At 53.2% G+C, this 22,108-nt stretch carries 20 protein-coding genes, 2 tRNA genes and 1 rRNA gene; 8 read left to right on the plus strand and 15 right to left on the minus strand.

Annotation, left to right across the window (positions count from 1 at the left end; all coding sequences use genetic code 11):
* Window positions 1-116: 116 nt before the first annotated feature.
* From AC0XWG_RS02910 to gmhB, 4 genes are all read right to left on the minus strand, one after another.
* Window positions 117-192, minus strand: a tRNA-Ala gene (locus AC0XWG_RS02910).
* A gap of 42 nt (window positions 193-234) precedes the next feature.
* Window positions 235-311: transfer RNA gene (locus tag AC0XWG_RS02915), tRNA-Ile, on the minus strand.
* 69 nt (window positions 312-380) lie between these two features.
* Window positions 381-1,920, minus strand: a 16S ribosomal RNA gene (locus AC0XWG_RS02920).
* A 373-nt stretch (window positions 1,921-2,293) separates the two neighbouring features.
* The gene (gene gmhB, locus AC0XWG_RS02925) at window positions 2,294-2,860 is read right to left on the minus strand and encodes a D-glycero-beta-D-manno-heptose 1,7-bisphosphate 7-phosphatase (RefSeq protein WP_028018279.1); all 567 of its coding nucleotides are present in this window, start codon (window positions 2,858-2,860) and stop codon (window positions 2,294-2,296) included.
* 188 nt (window positions 2,861-3,048) lie between these two features.
* On the opposite strand from gmhB, the gene metN reads away from it, so the two are divergent.
* The 6 genes from metN (at window position 3,049) to proS (ending at window position 8,628) form a co-directional block, all read left to right on the plus strand.
* The gene (metN, locus tag AC0XWG_RS02930; RefSeq protein WP_028018280.1) at window positions 3,049-4,080 is read left to right on the plus strand and encodes a methionine ABC transporter ATP-binding protein MetN; all 1,032 of its coding nucleotides are present in this window, start codon (window positions 3,049-3,051) and stop codon (window positions 4,078-4,080) included.
* Window positions 4,073-4,726, plus strand: a complete 654-nt coding sequence (locus AC0XWG_RS02935) for a methionine ABC transporter permease MetI (protein ID WP_003856130.1) — start codon at window positions 4,073-4,075, stop codon at window positions 4,724-4,726. The genes metN and AC0XWG_RS02935 overlap by 8 nt, the downstream gene beginning before the upstream one ends.
* Window positions 4,727-4,766: 40 nt before the next feature.
* Window positions 4,767-5,582: a methionine ABC transporter substrate-binding lipoprotein MetQ gene (gene metQ, locus AC0XWG_RS02940; RefSeq protein WP_014168729.1), complete on the plus strand. Its 816-nt coding sequence runs from the start codon at window positions 4,767-4,769 to the stop codon at window positions 5,580-5,582.
* Window positions 5,583-5,688: 106 nt separating this feature from the next.
* The gene (rcsF, locus tag AC0XWG_RS02945; RefSeq protein ID WP_008501883.1) at window positions 5,689-6,093 is read left to right on the plus strand and encodes an Rcs stress response system protein RcsF; all 405 of its coding nucleotides are present in this window, start codon (window positions 5,689-5,691) and stop codon (window positions 6,091-6,093) included.
* A complete protein-coding gene (tsaA, locus tag AC0XWG_RS02950) occupies window positions 6,090-6,797 on the plus strand; it encodes a tRNA (N6-threonylcarbamoyladenosine(37)-N6)-methyltransferase TrmO (protein ID WP_134708329.1) in 708 nt (235 codons plus the stop codon). The genes rcsF and tsaA overlap by 4 nt, the downstream gene beginning before the upstream one ends.
* Before the next feature lie 112 nt (window positions 6,798-6,909).
* On the plus strand, window positions 6,910-8,628 hold the full coding sequence (gene proS, locus AC0XWG_RS02955) for a proline--tRNA ligase (RefSeq protein ID WP_049005324.1): 1,719 nt from the start codon (window positions 6,910-6,912) through the stop codon (window positions 8,626-8,628).
* Window positions 8,629-8,678: 50 nt separating this feature from the next.
* On the opposite strand, the gene nlpE is transcribed toward proS, so the two are convergent.
* The 3 genes from nlpE to AC0XWG_RS02970 are packed head-to-tail and all read right to left on the minus strand — an operon-like array spanning window position 8,679 to window position 10,376.
* Window positions 8,679-9,377 carry an envelope stress response activation lipoprotein NlpE gene (gene nlpE / locus AC0XWG_RS02960; protein WP_134708327.1) on the minus strand — a complete coding sequence of 233 codons (699 nt, stop codon included), beginning with the start codon at window positions 9,375-9,377 and terminating at the stop codon, window positions 8,679-8,681.
* A gap of 34 nt (window positions 9,378-9,411) precedes the next feature.
* Window positions 9,412-9,834 (minus strand): alternative ribosome rescue aminoacyl-tRNA hydrolase ArfB, encoded by a 423-nt coding sequence (gene arfB, locus AC0XWG_RS02965; RefSeq protein ID WP_196365527.1) that lies wholly within the window; start codon window positions 9,832-9,834, stop codon window positions 9,412-9,414.
* A complete protein-coding gene (locus AC0XWG_RS02970; RefSeq protein ID WP_049005322.1) occupies window positions 9,831-10,376 on the minus strand; it encodes a YaeQ family protein in 546 nt (181 codons plus the stop codon). Before AC0XWG_RS02970 ends, arfB begins: the two co-directional genes overlap by 4 nt.
* A gap of 196 nt (window positions 10,377-10,572) precedes the next feature.
* Between AC0XWG_RS02970 and AC0XWG_RS02975 the strand changes: the two genes are divergently transcribed.
* Together AC0XWG_RS02975 and rof are read left to right on the plus strand one after the other, a co-directional pair.
* Window positions 10,573-10,773, plus strand: a complete 201-nt coding sequence (locus AC0XWG_RS02975) for a YaeP family protein (protein WP_008501889.1) — start codon at window positions 10,573-10,575, stop codon at window positions 10,771-10,773.
* Window positions 10,760-11,020, plus strand: coding sequence for a Rho-binding antiterminator (rof, locus tag AC0XWG_RS02980; RefSeq protein WP_014830722.1), 261 nt, complete (start codon window positions 10,760-10,762; stop codon window positions 11,018-11,020). Before AC0XWG_RS02975 ends, rof begins: the two co-directional genes overlap by 14 nt.
* Window positions 11,021-11,048: 28 nt before the next feature.
* Here rof and tilS read toward each other — a convergent pair whose 3' ends face one another.
* The 8 genes from tilS to lpxA form a co-directional block, all read right to left on the minus strand.
* Window positions 11,049-12,338 (minus strand): tRNA lysidine(34) synthetase TilS, encoded by a 1,290-nt coding sequence (gene tilS, locus AC0XWG_RS02985; RefSeq protein ID WP_134708325.1) that lies wholly within the window; start codon window positions 12,336-12,338, stop codon window positions 11,049-11,051.
* 58 nt (window positions 12,339-12,396) lie between these two features.
* Window positions 12,397-12,786: a VOC family protein gene (locus tag AC0XWG_RS02990; RefSeq protein ID WP_475680363.1), complete on the minus strand. Its 390-nt coding sequence runs from the start codon at window positions 12,784-12,786 to the stop codon at window positions 12,397-12,399.
* A gap of 65 nt (window positions 12,787-12,851) precedes the next feature.
* A complete protein-coding gene (locus AC0XWG_RS02995) occupies window positions 12,852-14,984 on the minus strand; it encodes a lysine decarboxylase LdcC (RefSeq protein WP_475680364.1) in 2,133 nt (710 codons plus the stop codon).
* Between the two features lie 100 nt (window positions 14,985-15,084).
* Window positions 15,085-16,044, minus strand: a complete 960-nt coding sequence (gene accA, locus AC0XWG_RS03000; RefSeq protein WP_006810033.1) for an acetyl-CoA carboxylase carboxyl transferase subunit alpha — start codon at window positions 16,042-16,044, stop codon at window positions 15,085-15,087.
* Window positions 16,045-16,056: 12 nt separating this feature from the next.
* A complete protein-coding gene (dnaE, locus tag AC0XWG_RS03005) occupies window positions 16,057-19,539 on the minus strand; it encodes a DNA polymerase III subunit alpha (RefSeq protein ID WP_475680365.1) in 3,483 nt (1,160 codons plus the stop codon).
* Window positions 19,540-19,577: 38 nt separating this feature from the next.
* Window positions 19,578-20,174 (minus strand): ribonuclease HII, encoded by a 597-nt coding sequence (rnhB, locus tag AC0XWG_RS03010; RefSeq protein ID WP_134708322.1) that lies wholly within the window; start codon window positions 20,172-20,174, stop codon window positions 19,578-19,580.
* Window positions 20,171-21,319, minus strand: coding sequence for a lipid-A-disaccharide synthase (gene lpxB / locus AC0XWG_RS03015; protein WP_128348525.1), 1,149 nt, complete (start codon window positions 21,317-21,319; stop codon window positions 20,171-20,173). The genes rnhB and lpxB overlap by 4 nt, the downstream gene beginning before the upstream one ends.
* Complete coding sequence (gene lpxA, locus AC0XWG_RS03020; RefSeq protein WP_049005315.1) at window positions 21,319-22,107, minus strand: acyl-ACP--UDP-N-acetylglucosamine O-acyltransferase; 789 nt, start codon at window positions 22,105-22,107, stop codon at window positions 21,319-21,321. Before lpxA ends, lpxB begins: the two co-directional genes overlap by 1 nt.
* Window position 22,108: the final 1 nt, after the last annotated feature.

Raw genomic sequence — 22,108 nt, forward strand, 5'->3', positions numbered from 1 at the left:
CACATAACATGTGTGTCGTTTCAATTTTCAGCTTGATCCAGATTTTTAAAGAGCAAAACTTCGCAGTGCACCTTTTCAGGTTCACTCTGAAGTTTTCTTGGGTTCGCAGTAAAGGATGGTGGAGCTATGCGGGATCGAACCGCAGACCTCCTGCGTGCAAAGCAGGCGCTCTCCCAGCTGAGCTATAGCCCCATCGTTTGCAATCTCTGTACCGCTCATCCTTTAAAAGGAGTTTGGTAGGCCTGAGTGGACTTGAACCACCGACCTCACCCTTATCAGGGGTGCGCTCTAACCACCTGAGCTACAAGCCTGCAGAGATTTTTACTGCTGTTTTTCATCAGACAATCTGTGTGAGCACTGCAAAGGCAGGTTCTTTAAGGTAAGGAGGTGATCCAACCGCAGGTTCCCCTACGGTTACCTTGTTACGACTTCACCCCAGTCATGAATCACAAAGTGGTAAGCGCCCTCCCGAAGGTTAAGCTACCTACTTCTTTTGCAACCCACTCCCATGGTGTGACGGGCGGTGTGTACAAGGCCCGGGAACGTATTCACCGTAGCATTCTGATCTACGATTACTAGCGATTCCGACTTCATGGAGTCGAGTTGCAGACTCCAATCCGGACTACGACGCACTTTATGAGGTCCGCTTGCTCTCGCGAGGTCGCTTCTCTTTGTATGCGCCATTGTAGCACGTGTGTAGCCCTACTCGTAAGGGCCATGATGACTTGACGTCATCCCCACCTTCCTCCAGTTTATCACTGGCAGTCTCCTTTGAGTTCCCGGCCGGACCGCTGGCAACAAAGGATAAGGGTTGCGCTCGTTGCGGGACTTAACCCAACATTTCACAACACGAGCTGACGACAGCCATGCAGCACCTGTCTCAGAGTTCCCGAAGGCACCAATCCATCTCTGGAAAGTTCTCTGGATGTCAAGAGTAGGTAAGGTTCTTCGCGTTGCATCGAATTAAACCACATGCTCCACCGCTTGTGCGGGCCCCCGTCAATTCATTTGAGTTTTAACCTTGCGGCCGTACTCCCCAGGCGGTCGACTTAACGCGTTAGCTCCGGAAGCCACGCCTCAAGGGCACAACCTCCAAGTCGACATCGTTTACGGCGTGGACTACCAGGGTATCTAATCCTGTTTGCTCCCCACGCTTTCGCACCTGAGCGTCAGTCTTTGTCCAGGGGGCCGCCTTCGCCACCGGTATTCCTCCAGATCTCTACGCATTTCACCGCTACACCTGGAATTCTACCCCCCTCTACAAGACTCTAGCCTGCCAGTTTCGAATGCAGTTCCCAGGTTGAGCCCGGGGATTTCACATCCGACTTGACAGACCGCCTGCGTGCGCTTTACGCCCAGTAATTCCGATTAACGCTTGCACCCTCCGTATTACCGCGGCTGCTGGCACGGAGTTAGCCGGTGCTTCTTCTGCGGGTAACGTCAATTGCTGAGGTTATTAACCTCAGCACCTTCCTCCCCGCTGAAAGTACTTTACAACCCGAAGGCCTTCTTCATACACGCGGCATGGCTGCATCAGGCTTGCGCCCATTGTGCAATATTCCCCACTGCTGCCTCCCGTAGGAGTCTGGACCGTGTCTCAGTTCCAGTGTGGCTGGTCATCCTCTCAGACCAGCTAGGGATCGTCGCCTAGGTGAGCCGTTACCCCACCTACTAGCTAATCCCATCTGGGCACATCTGATGGCAAGAGGCCCGAAGGTCCCCCTCTTTGGTCTTGCGACGTTATGCGGTATTAGCTACCGTTTCCAGTAGTTATCCCCCTCCATCAGGCAGTTTCCCAGACATTACTCACCCGTCCGCCGCTCGTCACCCGAGAGCAAGCTCTCTGTGCTACCGCTCGACTTGCATGTGTTAGGCCTGCCGCCAGCGTTCAATCTGAGCCATGATCAAACTCTTCAATTTAAAAGTTTGATGCTCAATGAATTAAACTTCGTAATGAATTACGTGTTCACTCGTTGAGACTTGGTATTCATTTTTCGTCCGAGGACGTTAAGAATCCATGTCACTTTGAGTGCCCACACAGATTGTCTGATAAATTGTTAAAGAGCAGTTGCAACGCGGCTTTCAGCTCACCGTTGCGAGGTGGCGTATATTACGCCTTCCTCTTTCAGAGTCAACCCGTTATTTCAGGATTTTTTCTCTTCAACCGACCGGGTTGTTTGTGAAGTGATTCACATCCGCCGTGTCGATGGAGGCGCATTATAGGGGGCCGCCGAGGAATGACAAGCGGAAAAATGCATTTTTATTTCAACCGCTCACCTTTTCACCAAAAAGGTTATTTTTGGTGCTTTTTGATCTCTTTTGGCAGTTCAGCCAGACTATTAATCACCCAATCCGCTGCATTCTCTGCTTCTGGCGTCACCGGCTTACCGGTGCGTACTAATATTTTGGTGCCTACACCAGCTGCGGTTGCCGCCTGCATGTCTTCAAGTTTATCGCCCACCATATAAGAAGCAGCCATATCAATGTGCAAAAATTCCTGCGCAGAGATAAACATGCCTGGATGAGGCTTACGGCAGTCGCAGGTCTGGCGATACTCTTCGACTGTTCCTTGCGGATGATGCGGACAATAATAGATACCGTCGAGATCAACACCGCGATCGGCCAGCGACCAGTCCATCCATTCTGTCAGCGTTTCGAACTGCGCTTCGGTAAATTTACCGCGAGCAATACCAGACTGGTTGGTGACAACCACCAATGCATAGCCCATCTCTTTCAGCTGACGCATTGCATCTATTACGCCTTCGATAAACTCGAACTCATCAATCTCATGGACATAACCGTGATCCACATTAATAGTGCCATCACGATCGAGAAAAATTGCGGGTACTGATTTTGCCACCGGTTTGCTCCTGAAAAAGGCATGTCCGGCTAGTATCTCATGAATCGCAGCGCAATAAAGTGCTCATCGTACAGAGTTGGATTGATTTAGACGTCTGGATGCCTTAACATCCGTTTTGTTTACGGTCATCACCCGTATATGGCAGAAGAAAATGCCACGGCTAACTTACATACGATAAAAATAATCTAATGATTAAACTTTCCAATATCACCAAAGTGTTCCAGCAGGGGAACCGAACCATTCAGGCGCTGAACAACGTCAGCCTGCATGTCCCTGCTGGTCAAATTTATGGCGTCATTGGCGCATCGGGTGCAGGTAAAAGCACGCTGATTCGTTGTGTTAACCTGCTTGAGCGCCCAACCCAGGGCAGCGTAGAAGTTGGCGGCCAGGAACTTACCGCCCTCTCAGAGAAAGAACTCACCAAAGCGCGTCGTCAGATTGGAATGATCTTCCAGCACTTTAACCTGCTGGCCTCCCGCACCGTTTTCGGCAACGTCGCCCTGCCGCTTGAGCTGGATAACACGCCAAAAGAAGAAGTGAAGCGTCGCGTCATCGAACTGCTCGACCTCGTGGGTCTGGGAGACAAACATGATAGCTACCCGGCCAATCTGTCCGGTGGGCAAAAACAGCGTGTGGCCATTGCCCGCGCGCTGGCCAGTAATCCAAAAGTACTGCTGTGTGATGAAGCCACCAGCGCATTGGATCCCGCCACTACACGTTCAATTCTGGAACTACTGAAAGACATTAACCGTCGTCTGGGCCTGACAATTCTCCTTATTACGCATGAAATGGACGTGGTGAAACGCATCTGTGACTGCGTCGCAGTGATCAGCAACGGCGAACTGATTGAGCAGGATACGGTAAGTGAAGTGTTCTCTCATCCGAAGACACCGCTGGCACAGCAGTTCATTCAGTCCACGCTGCATCTGGATATCCCGGAAGATTATCTGGAGCGTTTGAAAACTGAACCTACTGCAGACAGCGTCCCGATGCTGCGCATGGAGTTCACGGGCCAATCTGTCGATGCTCCCCTGCTTTCCGAAACCGCGCGTCGCTTTAACGTGAACAACAATATCATCAGCGCGCAGATGGATTACGCCGGTGGCGTGAAGTTCGGCATCATGCTGACAGAAATGCACGGCACACAAGAAGAAACCCAGGCCGCGATTGCCTGGCTGCAAGAACACCACGTAAAAGTAGAGGTACTGGGTTATGTCTGAGCCGATGATGTGGCTGCTGGTTCGCGGCGTTTGGGAAACGCTGGCAATGACCTTTGTATCTGGCTTCTTTGGGTTTGTGATTGGTCTCCCGGTCGGCGTGCTGCTGTATGTGACACGTCCGGGGCAAATCATTGAGAACGCGAAACTATACCGCACGCTTTCTGCGCTGGTGAATATCTTCCGTTCTATCCCGTTCATTATTCTGCTGGTATGGATGATTCCATTCACCCGCGTGATTGTCGGTACCTCTATCGGTCTGCAGGCTGCCATCGTTCCCCTGACTGTCGGCGCTGCGCCGTTTATCGCGCGTATGGTTGAAAACGCCCTGCTGGAGATCCCGACAGGTTTGATTGAAGCCTCCCGCGCAATGGGTGCCACACCGATGCAGATCGTACGCAAGGTGCTGCTGCCGGAAGCACTGCCAGGGCTGGTCAACGCGGCTACCATTACGCTTATCACCCTGGTGGGTTATTCCGCGATGGGGGGTGCAGTTGGCGCTGGCGGTTTAGGCCAAATTGGTTACCAGTACGGCTATATTGGATATAACGCTACCGTGATGAATACCGTTCTGGTATTGCTGGTTGTGTTGGTTTACTTAATCCAGTTCTCTGGCGATCGCATCGTCCGGGCTGTTACGCACAAATAACGTTACACACAAAACAAACTCTACGAGTTAAGGATAAAACATGGCGTTTAAATTAAAGACCTTTGCAGCAGTAGGCGCGCTAATCGGCTCTCTGGCACTGGTGGGTTGCGGTCAGGACGAAAAAGATCCAAACCACATTAAAGTGGGCGTTATCGTGGGTGCAGAACAACAGGTTGCTGAAGTCGCTCAGAAAGTCGCAAAAGAGAAATATGGTCTGGACGTTGAGCTGGTGACCTTCAACGATTACGTTCTGCCGAACGAAGCGCTGAGCAAAGGCGATATCGATGCTAACGCCTTCCAGCATAAACCGTACCTGGATCAGCAGATCAAAGATCGTGGATATAAACTGGTTGGTGTGGGTAACACCTTCGTTTACCCAATTGCGGGTTACTCCAAGAAAATTAAATCTTTGGACGAACTGCAGCCAGGTTCTCAGGTTGCCGTGCCTAACGACCCAACCAACCTTGGACGCTCTCTCCTGCTGTTGCAGAAAGTGGGTCTGATCAAACTGAAAGACGGTGTTGGCCTGCTGCCAACCGTTCTGGATGTCACTGAAAACCCGAAAAATCTGAAAATTGTTGAGCTGGAAGCACCACAGCTGCCACGTTCTCTTGACGATGCGCAGATTGCCCTGGCCGTTATCAACACCACTTACGCCAGCCAGATTGGCCTGACGCCAGCCAAAGACGGTATCTTCGTTGAAGATAAAGACTCCCCGTACGTTAACCTGATCGTGACTCGCGAAGACAATAAAGACGCGGAAAACGTGAAGAAGTTCGTTCAGGCCTATCAGTCTGATGAAGTTTACCAGGAAGCGAACAAAGTGTTTAACGGTGGCGCTGTTAAAGGCTGGTAATCTCACCTCAGTGTAATATCATCAGGACGGGCTTATGCCCGTCTTGTCATTTGTGCAGTCAACTGATTCAATATCTGACGTTTTGATTATCCATTGAGGAACTATTATGCGTGCTTTACCGATCTGTCTTTTAGCACTCATGTTGAGCGGCTGTTCTATGCTAAGCAGATCTCCCGTTGAACCTGTTCAAAGCACGGCAACCCCGCCAAAAACAGAGCCTGCGAAACCGAAAGTGGTTCGTCCTGCACCGGTTCGCATTATCACTAAGGCTGATGAGCTCGTCGGTAAACCGTTCCGTGAACTGGGTGAAGTGAGCGGTGAGTCCTGCCAGGCGACCAACCAGGACTCTCCACCGAATATCCCGACAGCGCGTAAACGCATGCAGATCAATGCCGCAAAAATGAAAGCTAACGCTGTTCTGCTGCACAGCTGCGAAGTGACCAGCGGTACACCGGGCTGCTACCGTCAGGCAGTATGCATCGGTTCTGCGCTGAATATTACGGCGAAATGAGTGCATTTCAGTTCGAGCAAATAGGCGTTATCCGCTCGCCCTATAAAGAGAAGTTCGCCGTACCTCGCCAGCCCGGTCTTGTCACCAGCGGAAGCGGTGAACTTCACCTGATTGCACCTTACAATCAGGCCGATGCGGTACGCGGACTCGACGCTTTCAGCCATTTATGGGTGGTATTTGTGTTTCACCAGACGATGGAAGGTGGCTGGCGTCCAACCGTACGCCCACCCCGGCTTGGTGGAAATGCGAGAATGGGGGTGTTTGCGACGCGTTCGACCTTCCGTCCAAACCCGGTTGGAATGTCGCTGGTCGAACTGAAGGGTATACGTTGCCAGAAGGATCAGGTGATACTCGAGTTAGGCAGTCTTGATCTTGTGGATGGCACACCGGTTATCGACATCAAACCCTATTTGCCTTTCGCCGAAGCTCTCCCGGACGCGCGCGCAAGTTATGCTCAGGATGCCCCCCAGGCGGACATGCCTGTATATTTTACGCCTGAGATAGTAACTCAGCTGAGTCAACTGGAGAAACACTATCCTCGTTTGCAGAATTTCATCACCGAAGTTCTGGCGCAGGACCCCCGTCCCGCTTATCGCAAAGAAGAGGAAGCCGGGAAAACCTACGCTGTCTGGCTGCTGGATTTTAACGTTCGCTGGCGCGTCACACAGGCAGGTTTTGAAGTGTTTGCCCTGGAACCCAGGTAATTTTAATCTCCTCTCTTTTGGCATCTTTGCCACACTGGTAAACTAAACCACTTTTTTTGTGTCAGGTTGACCTTTCAGCCTGTCTCACTAGTCGAAACGGAACCGTAACAACATGCGTACTAGCCAATATCTGCTCTCCACTCTGAAGGAGACGCCTGCCGACGCCGAAGTGATCAGCCATCAGCTGATGCTGCGCGCCGGGATGATCCGCAAGCTGGCCTCCGGGTTATACACCTGGCTGCCGACCGGCGTGCGCGTCCTGAAAAAAGTCGAAAACATCGTGCGTGAAGAGATGAACAACGCCGGTGCTATCGAGGTGTTAATGCCGGTTGTTCAGCCCTCTGAGCTGTGGCAGGAGAGTGGTCGCTGGGAGCAGTACGGTCCGGAACTGCTGCGTATTGCCGATCGAGGCGATCGTCCGTTTGTCCTCGGCCCAACGCATGAAGAAGTCATTACCGACCTGATTCGTAATGAGCTGAGCTCTTACAAACAGCTGCCGCTGAACTTCTTCCAGATCCAGACCAAATTCCGTGACGAAGTTCGCCCACGTTTCGGCGTCATGCGCTCTCGCGAATTCCTGATGAAAGATGCCTACTCTTTCCATACCTCTCAGGAATCTCTGCAAGAGACCTACGACAAAATGTACGAGGCTTACAGCAAAATCTTCTCCCGTATGGGCCTGGATTTCCGTGCTGTGCAGGCTGATACCGGCTCCATCGGTGGTAGCGCATCCCATGAGTTCCAGGTACTGGCGCAGAGCGGTGAAGACGATGTGATCTTCTCTGACTCCTCAGATTACGCGGCAAACATCGAATTTGCAGAAGCGCTGGCACCAAAAGAGCCACGTGCAGCTGCAACACAAGAGATGACGCTGGTTGATACGCCAAACGCAAAAACCATTGCCGAGCTGGTTGAGCAGTTCAATCTGCCAATCGAAAAGACAGTGAAAACGCTGCTGGTGAAATCCACCGAAGGCAGCACTTACCCGCTGGTTGCACTGCTGGTGCGTGGCGATCACGAGCTTAACGAAGTGAAAGCAGAGAAGCTGCCGCAGGTTGCCAGCCCGCTGACGTTCGCGACGGAAGCTGAAATCCGCGCTGTGGTCAATGCTGGTCCAGGCTCTCTGGGTCCGGTAAACATGCCTGTGCCTGTTGTTATTGACCGTACGGTAGCGGCAATGAGCGACTTCTCTGCAGGTGCCAACATCGACGGTAAACATTACTTCGGCATCAACTGGGATCGCGATGTGGCGACACCTGAAGTGGCTGACATCCGTAACGTCGTTGCTGGCGACCCAAGCCCGGACGGCCAGGGTACGCTGATGATCAAACGCGGTATCGAAGTCGGTCACATCTTCCAGTTGGGTGATAAATACTCTCGTGCGATGAACGCTGCCGTTCAGGGCGAAGATGGTCGTAACCAGATCCTGACCATGGGTTGCTACGGTATTGGGGTAACACGTGTTGTGGCCGCAGCGATTGAGCAGAACTATGACGAGCGTGGTATCGTCTGGCCGGACAACATTGCACCGTTCCAGGTCGCGATTCTGCCAATGAACATGCACAAGTCTTACCGCGTGCAGGAACTGGCTGAGAAGCTGTACGCTGAGCTGCGCGCTCAGGGTATCGAAGTGCTGATGGATGACCGTAAAGAGCGTCCAGGTGTGATGTTTGCTGATATGGAACTGATCGGTATCCCACATACCATCGTCATCGGCGACCGTAACCTCGACAGCGACGAAATTGAATACAAATACCGTCGTAACGGCGAGAAACAGATGATCAAGACCGGCGACATTCTTGATTACCTGGTGAAAGCCATTAAAGGTTAAGAAACAAAAAACCCCGCTCCGGCGGGGTTTTTTAATGGGGCTATGTCGGCTTACTTGCTGTTGCAGTCTTTACCCGCGACAAACTTCGCGTCTTTATCTGCCACCAGCGTTTTCACCATCTCTCCGCTATCCGGGTTTGGCTCCAGCGTAAAGTGACCGTCGACCGTCAGCAATACCGGCTTACTGTCATTACCGCGTGCAACAGCGTAATCACGCTCAAGCTGTGCATTGTTCGCCACGCTGACTTTCCTGCCGGTTGCACAGTCGGTAAAGATCGCCGCATCAGCCATATAGAAATACATGCCCCGCATTGCCATCGGCGTGGCAGGCAGGGCCGCCTTTACCGGTGCCAGCGTGTAGTTGAACTGGGACTCAATCGGATTACCTTCGCGGTCGAGCATCTCCATCCCCTCGCCTTTAGCGCGGAAATAGGTTTTCTCACCTGTGGTATCCGTCAGGACCAACTTCTCAGCCGTACGCGCCCATGTCCCGTAAGTCGCAAAAGAAGACGGTTCTTTCGCGCCCTGATACCGCTGATTCATGACCCAGGTACCGTCTTTTTGCAGGAACAGAGACGTTTCAATACCCTCACAGTCTGCGCAAGGCAATACGCCGCGCCAACTCTGCTGCATGGGCTTTAACTCTTCATTCTGCGCGGGCTGCAAAACCTGCGTTTCAGAACGGTTGTTACACCCGAAAAGCGCAAACAACGTACTCACTGCCAGCGCTGATAATAATGCTTTTTTCACAATGAATTCCTTCTGAAAATTGTGTTCCCTTTCGTCACTCTGTCGGGCGACGAACTTTACCGCGTAGTGCTTTCACTGTGGATTTTTGGGCCTTCGACGACAGCCGACGCTCTTTCGATGCGCGAGTAGGCCGCGTTGCCCGGCGGCTCTTTTGTACCGCTGTTAATTCTTTGATTACCGCCACTAGCCTGGCGATGGCCGCTTCCCGGTTGAGCTCCTGGCTGCGGTATTCCTGAGCTTTGATCACCATCACGCCATCGCCGGTGATCAGGTGATGGCTGGCAGCAAGCAGGCTTTCTTTATAATACTCTGGCAGGCTTGAGGCCCGAATGTCAAAACGCAAGTGGATAGCCGTAGAAGCCTTATTGACGTGCTGTCCCCCTGCCCCCTGAGCACGAATGGCGGTGATCTCCAGCTCATTGTCAGGAATGCTGACGTTTCGGGATAAGACGATCATGAGGCGGGTTGCCACGCCGTCAAATGAATTTCCAGATTATTCTGAGAATCAGAGAGCCAGATTGCGCCATCCTGAATCGTCGCCTGCAGGATCATGGTCCGGCTGGCAAAGGCACTCAACTGCGCCAGTTGCTCATCATCCAGATACCAGACGGTAAGATTGGCAAACTGCCTGCATTTGCTCTTATTTTGCTGCCACCAGATCTCCGCAGCACGCTGATTATACGCAAATAACGCGACTTCAGCAGACTGAGTGCAGGCCTTTTTAATACGACGTTCATCCGGCAGGCCAAGTTCAATCCACAGATCGATACCCAGATGATCGTTGCGCAGCCAGGCTTCTGGCTCGTCCTCTGCGCTTAAGCCTCGGGTAAATTGCAGTCGCTCGTCAGCATACTTAATCCACGCCAGCAGGCGCAGCATCATGCGTTCCTGAGTTTCTGAGGGGTGGCGTGCCAGAGTAAGCGACGCATCCAGGAACTGGTTGCGATCAAGATCGGCCACATTGACCACTGCTTTATAAATTGTCGCTTTCAGCGCCATGAGAGAACTCCATTCTAATCAGGCGCACATTGTAGCGAAAACAGCGGCAAAAGGCTGTTACTGGGTGATAAATACACCACTATCAAGGCTCTGATATTGCTTAAATGAGTATGGTATAGTCACCTTGCTAAACCGAGTTTATCTTCGTAGGCTTAATGATATCTCACAGTAAGTCAGTGCGCTGGCGGGAGGGGATGTGAATAATTATTGTGAGTTAATTCGCAAACGGTATGCGGAAATCGCCAGCGGGGATCTGGGGTATGTCCCGGACGCGTTGGGCTGTGTATTGAAAGTGCTTAATGAAGTGGCCTCTGATGAGAGCCTTTCAGAGTCGGTCAGGGAGAAAGCAGCGTATGCTGCGGCGAATTTACTGGTGAGCGATTATGTCGATGAATGATACTTATCAACCCATCAATTGTGATGACTATGACAACCTCGAACTCGCCTGCCAGCATCATTTAATACTGACGCTGGAGCTAAAAGATGGCGAAGTGTTGAAGGCGAAAGCCAGCGATCTGGTTTCGCGTAAGAATGTGGAATATCTGATCGTGGAAGATGCCGGTGCGACGCGTGAGTTGCGTCTGGACAAAATAGCCAGCTTCAGCCACCCACAAATCGGCACCGTTGTGGTGAGCGAGTCCTAATCATACTAACGGGCAGTCAAACTGCCCGTTACGCTTTCTGCCATGCAAAACTAACACCCTCTTCTGCCCATCCCTCTTCCGTGATGAAAACCCCTGCAGCAGCAATCAGCGTTTCGCCGTAGAAAAGGAGTGGTGTGGTATCGCGCAGCCACGGTGGCACGTTACACTCCTGCCATATTTTCTTCAGCTTCCGCCCCCCGTTTCGCCCGACGATATGCAGCATGCCGCCAGCCTTAAAGCGCACGGAGATCTGTTCACCAGGCTCCGGTAGGCGCACATGGCCAGACGGTACCAGAGAGACTCGTCCTGCATCACAGGGCAATATCAGCGGTAATTCGGGTGACGACCAGTTGAGTACGACATCGCTAAAAGAGGGGGTAGATTTTATCCACCAGAGCTTCCCTTTATAGCGCCTTACATCAAAACCATTCATATGTACGCACGGGGACGCATCCTCACGCGACTGAGCAACTTCGTCCCAGATACGGGTCAGCATTGCCCGCGATGGCATCGCGGCGCGATGAGTGGCCAGCCAGCGTCGTAGCAGTGCCGCCCGACGCACCGGGCTCATCGCTTCCAGCGGCGCGATCGCCAGCGCTCCGTCTTCAGAGATCAGTTCAGCCAGCTCTTCACTCAACAACTCATCCAGCAATGCTTCCTGTTCGGCGCACAGCATGGCGCTTCTTGCTGTCGCGTCAGCAAAATGCGGCCAGCGCTCGCTCAAAAGCGGGAGGACATGCAGACGCAGAAAATTACGGTCGTAGCTGTCATCCTGATTGCTCTCATCTTCAATCCAGTTCAGCTGATATTCCCGTGCCCAGGCTTCCAGCGACGCACGTGTCTCACCCAACAGCGGACGAAGTAATGTCGTCCCGGAAAATTCAGCACGTTCGGGCATGGCAGAAAGCCCCGCCGGCCCGCTGCCCCGTTTTAGCGCCAGCAAAAAGGTTTCGCACTGGTCATCCAGATGCTGAGCCGTAACCAGCGCTTCGCCTGGCTGTATTACGCTGGCAAAAGCGGCATAACGCGCTTTACGTGCTTGTGCCTCAATCCCCAGCCCTTCGTCCTGAAGCGTGACGCGCTCAGCAATGAACGGGATCGCCCACGCGGCACACTGCGCCTCACAGTGCGCCACCCAGGCATCGGCATGAGAACTCAATCCGTGGTGGATATGTACCGCCCGAAGCTGAACGTCAGGCTCCCGATCGCGCCAGAGCTTCAAACGATGAAGCAGAACGGTAGAATCCAGGCCACCGCTAAACCCCACCAGCAGCTGGCGGTACGGTGAAACGGCTTGTGCGATAGCGGGTAAGGTCATAGGAAATTACACATAAAAAATGCCCGAACTGAGCGGGCATTATCACACAGGAAAATCATTACTGCTGATAAAGCTCCAGCGGCAGGCCGTCCGGGTCGCTGAAAAAGGTGAAACGCTTGTCGGTGAACGGATCGACGCGTATCGCTTCGCACGCCACACCGTGCGCTTCCAGATGTTTTACTGCGCAGTCCAGGTCATCAACGCTAAAAGCAAGATGGCGCAGACCACAGGCTTCCGGGCGTGACGGGCGTGCAGGTGGGAAGGGAAAGGAGAACATTTCAATCACATATTGCCCGTTTAACGCGAGATCCCCCTTCCAGGAATCACGTTCCTCACGATAGGCCTCGCTCAACAGCGTAAAGCCCAGGATATCGCAGTAGAAGGCCTTACTTTTCGCGTAATCGGTCGCAATGATCGCAATATGATGAACAGCTTTTAAACCCAGCATAGCTTCTCCTTTTTATGATCCCTGAACGTTACAACCGAAAACCCGCACCTGGCAAGTGGCCATCTTTATTTTAGGACTCGCACCCAGTAAACGCCGTTCTCATCGCGCTTCGCACCGTGGATATCCGTCTCAAATCCTGGATAGTGACGCCCTACCGAGCAAAGCATCAACAGAAAATCGAGCACGGCCCGGCTTTCCTCGGTAATCATCTCTCCCGGCATCAGGAGCGGTACACCCGGCGGGTAAGGCAGGATCATGTTGGCCGATACGCGCCCGACAAGATTTTCCAGCTCAACGGTTTCGACCTCCCCTTTCACCTGCCGCTGCCATGCTTTGTGTGGGGTAAGCTTCATTTCTGGCAAAACATCGAACGCCTGCAGCATCAGACGCGGCAGATCGTGCTGCCGAATAAGCCGATGGATCCCCTGAGCGAGATCCTGAATACGCATATTGCGATAGAAGTCAGGATCCTCAGCATAAAGATCCGGCAGCATGTTTTTCACCCGCAAGTTGAGATCATAAGCGCGCTTAAACTCCATCAGCCCGCGCAATAGCCCCATCGCCCGGGTTTTATCAATACCAATACTGAACAGGAACAGCAGGTTATAAGGACCCGTTTTTTCAACCACCACACCCCGTTCATCAAGAAATTTCGCCACCAGCGCGGCGGGGATCCCTTCGTCGCTCATCTTACCCTGCTCATCCATGCCCGGCGTCAGGATCGTGACTTTTACCGGGTCGAGGAACATATGGTCGCGATCAGCTTCGCGGAAACCATGCCAGTTTTCACCGGGTGAGACGGGCCAGCATGCTGCTTCATCAATCTCTTCCGGTTGCCAGATATCGAAGAACCAGCCGTCAGCTTCATCTTTAAGTCGCTGAACTTCTTTACGAAAATGCAGTGCTCGTTCAACCGAGCGGTTAATCAAACGCTTACCAGGATTACCGCGCAGCATTGCCGCTGCCGTTTCAATGGAGGCAACCAGCGGATAGCTCGGCGAGGTCGTGGTGTGCATCATAAAAGCTTCGTTAAACGTCTCTTCGTCGTACTCGCCTTTGATGTGAATAAGCGAAGCCTGGGAAAAGGCGGCCAGCATTTTGTGCGTCGACTGCGTTTCAAAAAACACTTTACCCGGCACGCGTTCACCGCTCATGCCGCTTTTACCCGCGTAAATCGGGTGGAAATTGGTGTAGGGTACCCACGCGGAATCAAAGTGGATCGAGGGTACGTCCAGCGTCTGTTTGATCCAGTTGGTGTTGTACAGCAAACCGTCATAGGTGGAATTGGTAATCACCGCATGGACAGGCCAGCTTGCGCCTGGAACAGTCCCAACCTTTGTTTCAATGGCTTCATGCGCAAACTCCCGGCGTGGAATACCGCCGAGGATACCGAGCGCGTTGCGTGTGGGTGACATCCAGAGCGGTACGACGTCGCTCATCATCAGCAAGTGCGCCAGCGATTTATGACAGTTCCGGTCAATCAGCAAGGTGCTACCAGCGGGGGCGGCGTACATCCCGACAATTTTGTTCGAGGTCGAGGTGCCATTGGTCACCATATAGCTTTGCTCAGCGCCGAACGTGCGGGCAATATACTCTTCAGCTTCCAGATGCGGGCCTGTATGGTCGAGCAGAGATCCCAGCTCAGTGACCGAAATCGACACGTCCGCTTTTAGCGTATTGCCACCAAAGAAATCATAGAACAGACAGCCCACCGGACTTTTTTGATACGCCGTTCCCGCCATATGTCCGGGCGTACAGAAGGTATATTTACCTTCTTTCACATAGGTAAACAACGCACGGGTAAACGGTGGCGTGATGTTATCGAGATATTCACGCGTGTACTGCTGAATACGGGTCGCAATATCGTCCGCGACGCCAAGCGAATATTCAAAGAACCACAGCGCCATACGCATATCATGGGCGCTGACATCCATCGTCGAGTGGGTATTGATAAACGCGTACAGCGGGAGATATTCGTTCAGCTTGTTGATATCGCTGCACAGCTCGAGGTCGTACTCATCCCAGTCGAAGATTACCCCGCAGATACGCGGGTTGTGCTCAATAAATTTCAGCAGATCGGCGCTATTGTGTGGCCAGATCAGCTGGTACCCGCGCGACTGCAGGGTTTGTTCCAGCTCCTTGATGGGCTCGTCTTTATAAAAGACGCCGTGCGGCCCCATAATGGCAATAATGTTCACGGTTTACCTCCTTGAAAAATATTAGCTAAGCATAGTTAAGGTAAACGGCAGGTATAAAAAAAGCCGCAACATTGTGCGGCTTTTCAGACAATTGTGAAGCTTATGCGTAACCGTAGGTCATCAGACGCTGATAACGACGGTTCAGCAAATCTTCTTTACTCAGCACGTCGAGGTCTGCCAGGTCTGCCAGCAGCTGTGCTTTCAGGGAAGCCGCCATCACTTCAGGCTTGCGATGCGCGCCACCCAGAGGTTCCGGGATAACGGTATCGATCAGCTTCAGCTCTTTCAGACGTGGAGCAATAATGCCCATCGCCTCTGCGGCCAGCGGCGCTTTGTCGGCGCTTTTCCACAGAATGGACGCACAGCCTTCCGGAGAGATAACGGAATAGGTGCTGTATTGCAGCATGTTAACTTTATCGCCAACGCCAATCGCCAGCGCACCACCGGAACCACCTTCACCGATAACGGTACAAATGACCGGCACGCTCAGGCGAGACATCTCACGCAGGTTGCGTGCGATAGCTTCAGACTGGCCACGTTCTTCCGCGCCCACACCCGGGTATGCGCCTGGCGTGTCGATAAAGGTGATGATTGGCATGTTGAAACGCTCAGCCATCTCCATCAAACGCAGAGCTTTACGGTAGCCTTCTGGTGCAGGCATACCAAAGTTACGACGGATTTTCTCTTTGGTTTCACGACCTTTCTGATGACCAATGATCATCACCGGGCGTCCATCCAGACGAGCAATACCACCGACGATGGCTTTATCGTCAGCGTATGCGCGATCGCCGGCCAGTTCGTCAAATTCATCAAACGCCAGGCGGACATAATCCAGGGTGTACGGACGCTGTGGGTGACGCGCCAGCTGGGCAATCTGCCATGCGCCGAGATCGGCAAAGATTTTGCGCGTCAGTTCTACGCTTTTTTCGCGCAGACGATGCACTTCTTCGTCGATGTTAATATCCAGTTTTTCATCCTGACGGCTTACCGCTGTCAGAGAATCGATTTTCGCTTCCAGCTCAGCAATCGGCTGTTCGAAATCAAGGAAATTCAGACTCATAGTATTCCTGTATTAGTCAAACTCCAGTTCCACCTGCTCCGAACCAATGAGGCCACGGAGATCGTTAAGTAAACGATCGCTCGGAGAGACACGCCACGTTGCACCAAAGCGCAACCGCGCACGTGCATCCGCCCTCTGATAGTAGAGATGTACTGGAATTGTCCCCGAGCGGTGGGGTTCCAGAGACTGACGGAGTCGGTTTAAAAGCTGGTCATCAATTTGCCTGTCCGTCAGCGAGATAGCAAGCCCGCGAGCATATTTTTCCCGGGCTTCGTCAATGTCCATCACTTCGCGGGCGGTCATTTTAAGCCCCCCGCTGAAGTCATCAAAGCTGACCTGTCCGCTGACGATAAGTATGCGGTCTTTTTCCAGCAATTGCTGGTATTTATCCAGCGCGTCGGTGAACAACATCACCTCCAGACGCCCGGAACGGTCATCCAGCGTACAGATGCCGATACGATTGCCGCGCTTGGTGACCATTACCCTTGCAGCAATCACGAGCCCCGCAGCCGTGGTGATTTTACCACGTTCTGTCGGATGCATGTCTTTCAGCCTGTAGCCTCCGACATAGCGCTCAATTTCTTTGATGTACTGGTTGATCGGGTGCCCCGTCAGGTACAAACCTAACGTTTCACGCTCACCATCCAGTACCACCTGTTCTGGCCACGGCAGGCAGCTGGCGTATGACTGCTCGATCTGCTCTGGCTCTTCTGCCAGCACACCGAACATATCCGCCTGGCCAATGGCTTCCGCTTTCGCATGTTGATCGGCTGCTTTCAGCGCATCGCCGAGCGAGTTCATCAGCGCGGCGCGGTGCGGCCCGAGCCTGTCGAACGCGCCAGACATGATCAGTTTTTCCAGCACGCGGCGGTTCAGTTTTTTGGTATCCGTACGGGCGCAAAGATCGAACAGCTCACGGAAATAACCACCGTTGTTACGGGCTTCGATGATCGCTTCGATCGGGCCTTCACCCACACCTTTGATCGCACCGATCCCGTAAACGATTTCTCCGTGTTCGTTAACGTGGAAATGGTACAAGCCAGAGTTGATATCCGGCGGCAGGATCTTCAGCCCCATACGCCAGCACTCATCCACCAGACCAACCACCTTCTCGGTGTTGTCCATATCGGCGGTCATAACCGCCGCCATAAACTCAGCCGGATAGTGCGCTTTCAGCCACAGCGTCTGGTACGAAACCAAAGCATAGGCGGCAGAGTGAGATTTGTTAAATCCGTACCCGGCGAATTTCTCCACCAGGTCGAAAATTTTCATCGCCAGTTCGCCGTCAACGCCGTTCTTTTTCGCCCCTTCTTCGAAGGTGCCACGCTGCTTGGCCATCTCTTCCGGCTTTTTCTTACCCATCGCACGACGCAGCATGTCCGCACCGCCAAGGGTATAACCAGAGAGCACCTGGGCAATCTGCATAACCTGTTCCTGGTACAGAATGATGCCGTAGGTCGGTTCCAGTACTGGTTTCAGGCTTTCATGCTGCCACTGAACGTCCGGGTAGGAAATCTCTTCGCGCCCGTGCTTGCGGTCGATAAAGTTATCTACCATCCCTGACTGGAGGGGTCCCGGACGGAACAGCGCCACCAGTGCGATCATATCTTCGAAACAGTCAGGTTGCAGACGTTTAATCAGGTCTTTCATGCCGCGGGATTCAAGCTGGAAGACCGCGGTGGTCTCCGAGCGCTGCAGCATGTCGAAACTTTTCTTGTCATCCAGCGGGATAGCGGCAATATCCAGCGGCGGCTCGCTGTTCTTCTCACGGCGGGCGTTGATCATCTCCAGCGCCCAGTTGATGATGGTCAGAGTACGCAGACCGAGGAAGTCGAACTTCACCAGCCCGGCGTATTCCACATCGTTCTTGTCAAACTGGGTAACCGGATGCTGACCTGCTTCATCACAGTAAAGCGGCGCAAAATCGGTAATTTTGGTTGGAGCGATAACCACCCCACCCGCATGTTTCCCGGCGTTACGCGTGACCCCTTCCAGCTTACGCGCCATGTCGATCAGCGCTTTGACTTCTTCGTCAGCTTCGTAAATTTCCGGCAGTTGCGGCTCGGCTTCGAACGCTTTCGCCAGCGTCATGCCCGGATCGGGCGGGACCAGTTTCGAGATACGATCAACAAAGCCGTACGGATGTCCCAGCACGCGGCCTACGTCGCGGATAACCGCTTTTGCCGCCATCGTACCGAAAGTAATAATCTGCGATACCGCATCACGACCGTACATATCCGCCACGTGTTCGATAACCTGGTCACGTTTCTCCATGCAGAAGTCGACGTCGAAGTCGGGCATGGAGACACGTTCCGGGTTAAGGAAACGTTCGAACAGCAGGTCGAATTCCAGCGGATCGAGGTCGGTAATTTTGAGCGCGTAAGCAACCAGTGAACCCGCACCGGAACCACGTCCCGGACCTACCGGCACGCCGTTATCCTTCGACCACTGGATAAACTCCATAACGATCAGGAAGTAGCCCGGGAAGCCCATCTGGTTGATCACCTGGAGTTCTATATCCAGGCGTTCGTCATATTCAGGACGACGTTTTTTGCGTTCTTCTTCATCCGGGAACAGGAATTCCAGACGCTCTTCCAGACCCTCTTTGGATTTCACGACCAGGAAATCTTCCGTGGTCATATCTCCCGTCGGGAACTGCGGAAGGAAGTATTCTCCGAGGCGCACGGTAACGTTGCAGCGTTTTGCTATCTCGACGCTATTTTCCAGCGCTTCCGGAATATCGGAGAAGAGTTCGCACATTTCCTCTTCGCTGCGCATATATTGCTGCGAAGAGTAATTACGTGGACGCTTTGGATCGTCGAGGGTGAAGCCATCGTGGATAGCGACGCGTATTTCGTGCGCGTCAAAATCACCAGACTCCAGGAAACGCACGTCATTCGTTGCCACCACGGGCAAGCCACGCTCTTCAGCCAACGCGACAGCAGCGTGCAGATAATTCTCTTCGTCAGGGCGGCCAGTACGAATCAACTCCAGATAATAGCGATCCGGGAAGTACTCTTCATAAAACGAGACGCACTGTTCCACCAATGCACTGTTGCCACGCAGCAGGCATTTACCGACATCACCCATACGGCCGCCAGAGATCAGCAGCAGCCCTTCATTTAGCTCAGCCAGCCAGTCGCGATCGATCCACGGCCCCAGCGCGCCATAGCCGCGTTGATAGGCTTTTGAGATAAGCAGTGTGAGGTTTTGATATCCCGTGTTGTTCATCGCTAACACGGAGATTTGCGTCATTTCATCGCCGATGAGATCGCTCTGCACATGAAAATCTGCACCGACGATAGGCTTCATCCCCGCGCCATGCGCCGTTCCGTAGAACTTCACCAGGCCACACAGGTTGGTAAAATCGGTGATCGCCAGTGCAGGCATGCCAAGAGAGGCCGCCTTTTTAACCAGCGGTCCGGTCTTCGCCAGCCCATCGATCATGGAGTAGTCACTATGCACCCGCAGGTGTACGAAACGTGGTTCAGCCATCTTCAGATTCCGCGTTACTTAATTGCTTGCGTATTGATTCAGGACACCAGTCCCAGCGCGCGTTTCACCGGGCCAAAGCTGCGCCGGTGATGTTCGGTTGCGCCATGTTCAGCCAGCTTTTCCAGATGGAAAGCTGTTGGATACCCCTTGTGCTGGGCGAAACCATACTGAGGGTAAGTGAGATCCAGCGCGGCCATTTCGGCATCGCGTGTCACTTTGGCAATAATAGAAGCGGCACTGATTTCAGCAACGCGACTATCGCCTTTGACCACGGCCATCGAAGGCATAGGCAATGACGGACAGCGGTTACCGTCAATCAGGACGTATTCCGGGGGTATTTTCAGACCCGCCACCGCACGCTGCATCGCCAGCATCGTGGCATGCAAAATATTCAGCTCGTCGATTTCATGCGGTTCAGCGCGCCCCAGGCTCCAGGCCAGCGCCTTCTCCTGAATCTCACTAAACAGCGCCAGTCGACGCTTTTCGGACAATTTTTTAGAGTCGTTCAGCCCAATAATCGGGCGGGTCGGATCGAGGATCACCGCTGCGGTAACTACTGCCCCGACTAACGGACCACGCCCCACTTCATCCACACCTGCCACAAGATGGGTGTGAGGATAAACAAATTCCATCATTTTGCTAACTCCAGCACCGCATCAGCCGCTTGCTCATCGGCATTACAGCGGATCTGCTGATGCAGTTCACGGAACGTATCATGCATCTGGTGGCTGGTCTTGCCGTCGGCAAGCAGCGGCAGCAGAGCATCGGCAAGCGCCTGCGGTTGGCACTCATCCTGCAACAGCTCTTTCACCAGCTCGCGCCCGGCAAGCAGGTTTGGCAGGGAGACATAATCCGTTTTCACCAGACGTTTTGCCAGCCAGAAGGTGAACGGCTTCATGCGATAGCCGACCACCATCGGGCATTTCGCCAGCATACATTCCAGCGCCGCCGTGCCGGAGGCCAGCAGCGCGGCATCGCTCGCGTACATCGCTTCCCGCCCTTTCCCGTCCAGAAGACGAACGTGAAGATCCGGGGCGACTTCCGCTTTGATGCGCTCAAACTGCTCGCGGCGTTTGGCATTCACCAGCGGAACAACCACTTCAAGGTCGGGATAGGTCTGGCGAAGAATTTGCGCTGTTTTGAGGAAATCGGCGCTCAGCATCTCAACTTCTGCGCCACGGCTGCCTGGCAGCAATGCCAGACAGTGCGCATCGTGCGGGATGCCGAGCACGTCGCGCGCCGCGTTTTTATCCGGATCCAATGGCATCGCATCCGCCATGGTATGACCGATAAAACGGCACGGAACATTAAATCTGTCGTAAAACGCTTTTTCGAAAGGCAGGAAAGCCAGCACCAGGTTGGTGGACCGTCCGATTTTGAAAACGCGTTTCTGTCGCCACGCCCAGACGGACGGACTGACGTAATGAATGGTTTTTATGCCCTGCTTTTTCAAATTCCCTTCGAGGGTAATGTTGAAATCAGGTGCATCGATACCGACAAACACATCGGGTTTCAGTTCGGTAAAGCGGCGAGTAAGATCGGCACGAATATGCAGTAAACGGCGTAGCCGCCCCAGCACCTCAACGATGCCCATCACAGCCAGCTCTTCCATTTCATACCAGGCTTCACAGCCTTCGGCCTGCATCAGCGGGCCAGCAACGCCAACAAATCGTGCATTGGGTACACGCGCCTTAAGCGCACGGATAAGACCTGCACCAAGAATATCGCCGGAGGTTTCTCCGGCGACCAGGGCTATCGTAAGCGGACGACTGTCGACCATTAACGAATCAGACCCCTTGTTGAACGGTCAAAGAATTCCATGAACGCGTTCACCTCCGGGTACTTATTCGCCAGCTCGGCAATTTCCGGCTTCGCCTCTTCCAGCGTTTTGCCGCTACGGTACAGCAGTTTGTACGCGTTGCGGATGGCAGTAATCGCTTCGCGGCTAAAGCCACGACGCTTGAGGCCTTCGATGTTCACGCCAAACGGCGTGGCATGGTTGCCCTGCGCAATCACATACGGTGGGACGTCCTGCGCCACACCGGAGCATCCGCCGACCATCACGTGTGCACCAATAATGCAGAACTGATGGACTGCGGTCATGCCGCCAATAATTGCGAAGTCATCAACCGATACGTGTCCTGCCAGCGTTGCGTTGTTGGCAAGAATACAGCGGTCACCCACGGTACAGTCGTGCGCGATATGCGCATTAACCATAAACAGGTTATCGCTGCCCACCTTCGTCAACCCACCACCCTGTACTGTTCCACGATGAATGGTGACGCTTTCGCGAATACGGTTACGATCGCCAATTTCCAGACGGGTCGACTCACCAGCATATTTAAGATCCTGGTTAACTTCGCCGATGGAGGCGAACTGATAGATCTCGTTATTGCAGCCAATGGTCGTGTGACCATTCACGACAACGTGAGATTTCAGTACTGTACCCTCACCAATTTCGACATGGGGTCCAACAATACAAAACGGGCCAATGTGGACGTTAGCGCCAATGATGGCACCGGTTTCCACAATCGCGGTAGGATGAATAAAGGCGGATTTATCAATCACG

This window comes from Enterobacter sp. DVT3837, from assembly GCF_056238685.1.